Below are 2,104 nucleotides of genomic sequence, written 5' to 3' on the forward strand. Positions count from 1 at the left end.
GTTGCGGGCGGGCGCCGTGCCGGGGCGGCGGCGGGCGCCCCCGCGGGGGTCGGGCGGTTGCGGGGGGGGTTCCTATCGGGCCGAGCCGTCGGCGGGGCGCCACCGGGCCGACACCGAGGCGCTGCTCGGCGTACTGGACCGGCTGAAGGCGGCCGGGAACACGGTGTTCGTGGTCGAGCACCACCTGGACGTGGTGCGGCATGCGGACTGGCTGGTGGAGGTGGGCCCGCTGGCCGGGGAGCACGGCGGGCGGGTGCTGTACAGCGGGCCTCCGCAGGGGCTCGCGGACGTGGCGGAGTCGGCGACGGCGCGCCACCTGTTCGCCGCGGGCGGCACGGCGCCGGCGCGGCCGGTGCGGGAGGCGAACGGCGTCGTCCGGCTCACCGGTGCCGACCGGCACAACCTGCGGGGCGTGGACGCGCAGTTCCCGCTCGGGGTGTTCACGGCCGTGACGGGCGTGTCGGGCTCGGGCAAGTCCACGCTGGTGGGCCAGGTGCTCGCCCGGGAGGTCGGGGAGCGGCTCACGGATCCCGCGTTCCCGGTGCGGCGGCTGGTGGAGGTGGACCAGAAGCCGATCGGGCGGACCCCGCGGTCCAACCTGGCCACGTACACGGGGCTGTTCGACGTGGTGCGCAGGCTGTTCACGCAGGCGCCGTCTGCGCGGGAGCGCGGCTGGAAGGCGGGCCGGTTCTCCTTCAACGTGCCGGGCGGCCGGTGCGAGACCTGCCAGGGCGAGGGCTTCGTCTCGGTGGAGCTGCTGTTCCTGCCCAGTACGTACGCGCCGTGTCCGCAGTGCGCCGGGGCGCGGTACAACACCGAGACCCTCGATGTGACGTACGGGGGAATGAACATCGCGGAGGTGCTGGCCCTGACGGTGGAGTCCGCGGCCGCCTTCTTCGCGGGGGTCCCGGCGGCGGCCCGGAGCCTGCGGGCGCTGGAGGACATCGGGCTGGGCTACCTGCGGCTGGGGCAGCCGGCGACGGAGCTGTCGGGCGGCGAGGCGCAGCGGATCAAGCTGGCGGCCGAGCTCCAGCGGCAGCGCCGCGACCACACCCTGTACGTGCTGGACGAGCCGACGACCGGGCTGCATCCGGCCGATGTGCAGGTACTGCTGCGGCAGCTGCACGGGCTGGTGGACGCGGGGCACTCGGTGGTGGTCGTGGAGCACGACATGGAGGTGGTGGCGGGCGCGGACTGGGTGATCGACCTGGGTCCGGGCGGCGGCGCGGACGGCGGCCTGATCGTCGCGGCGGGCACGCCGGCGCAGGTCGCGGCGGCGGGCGCGGGCCGCACGGCGGCCCACCTCGCGCGGGCGCTGGGCCGGCCGTAGCGCCCCTTCGCCACGCCTGCGCGGGCGTTGCGCCCAGGCCTGCGGCAGGCGTGGCCAGGACCGGCGCAGGCCTGGCGCAGGCCCGGCGCGCGGGGCTACGCGTCGCCCGGGAGGAGGTGCTGCGGGAGTTCGCGGAAGCTCCACCGGCCCTCCCGGCGGGTGAACGTCCACACCAGGTCGTGCCGGTCGGGCCAGACGGCGGGGACGCCGATCACCCGGTCCGCGCCGAGGGCGTGGATCAGGCGGGGGACGCCGGTGTGCTCCCAGCAGACGAGCACGGGCATGGGCGCGGCGAGCACGGCGCGGGCCAGGGCCGCCTCGGCGCCGACGGCGAATTCGCCGCGCAGCCGGGTGTGCAGGGCGGCGGCCAGCGGCTCGACCGTCCGGCGGCAGCGGGCGGGGGCACCGGCCGGGCCGCCCGTGGCGAAGACGACCGCGGGGCGGGGCAGCGTCGAGCCGCCGGCGGGCGGGAAGAGCAGGTGCAGTTCCGCGGCCCGGCGGCGGCCGCGACCGGCGAGGGCTCCGGGGTCCTCGTTGCCCTCCGCGTCCTCGCCGGTGTCCCCGGCGAACGGCTGCTCCGCGTTGCGGATCACCATGACGAGGGCGTCCTTCGCCGCGGGTCGCGGGCCGTGGCCCGCCGCGGTGGGCGGGTCCTGCGCGGAGCAGCCCACCGCCGTGAACGGGGCGAGGACGGCTGCCGCCAGGAGGGTGCGGCGGCGCGGTCCTGACCCGGCGGGGGCATGGGGCTCGTCATGGTGATCCGCAACGCGGAGC

At 77.5% G+C, this 2,104-nt stretch carries 2 pseudogenes; one reads left to right on the forward strand and one right to left on the reverse strand.

Annotation, left to right across the window (positions count from 1 at the left end):
* Positions 1 to 1,330 (forward strand): annotated as a pseudogene (locus ACFXA3_RS41530) (ABC transporter); the annotation flags it as partial.
* 95 nt (positions 1,331 to 1,425) lie between these two features.
* Here the strand turns inward: ACFXA3_RS41530 and ACFXA3_RS41535 are convergent.
* A pseudogene (locus tag ACFXA3_RS41535) lies at positions 1,426 to 2,104 on the reverse strand (histidine phosphatase family protein); the annotation flags it as partial.

The organism is Streptomyces sp. NPDC059456, from assembly GCF_042750055.1.
GTDB lineage: Bacteria > Actinomycetota > Actinomycetes > Streptomycetales > Streptomycetaceae > Streptomyces.